The organism is Dellaglioa sp. CoH-57-MRSF-19, assembly GCF_056781975.1.
On the sequence record NZ_JBXAXW010000171.1, the window covers coordinates 1 to 372 of the forward strand.

Genomic DNA, 372 nt, shown 5'->3' on the forward strand with positions numbered 1-372 from the left:
GTTCAAGGTCAATGATGAAGCGGGTGCGGATGTCGTGGAAGTCACATCCATTCACTGGAAGAAGACGCGGCTCGGGCGCTGGCAACCGAAGATCAAGATCACGCCAACCGAAATCGACGGGACAGTCGTGACGCAGGCCACAGCGCATAACGCGACATGGATGATGGAACGTGGTATCGGTGAGGGTGCTCACGTCAAGGTCCTGAAGTCGGGCGATGTGATTCCGAAGATTGTTGGCGTCGTGAAGAAGGCAAAATGGACGCCACCACCGGGCCCCTATGAGTTCCGGGGTCGCTTCATCTACTCGACGGACGGTGACGACGCAGTGCCCAAGATTCGGGCTATGCACTTTTTCTGTGCCACGCTCGGCAT

Annotated in this window: 1 pseudogene; it reads left to right on the forward strand. The window is 57.3% G+C overall.

The annotated features are described in order from the left end of the window. A pseudogene (locus AC1RO3_RS08820) lies at nt 1–372 on the forward strand (hypothetical protein); the annotation flags it as partial.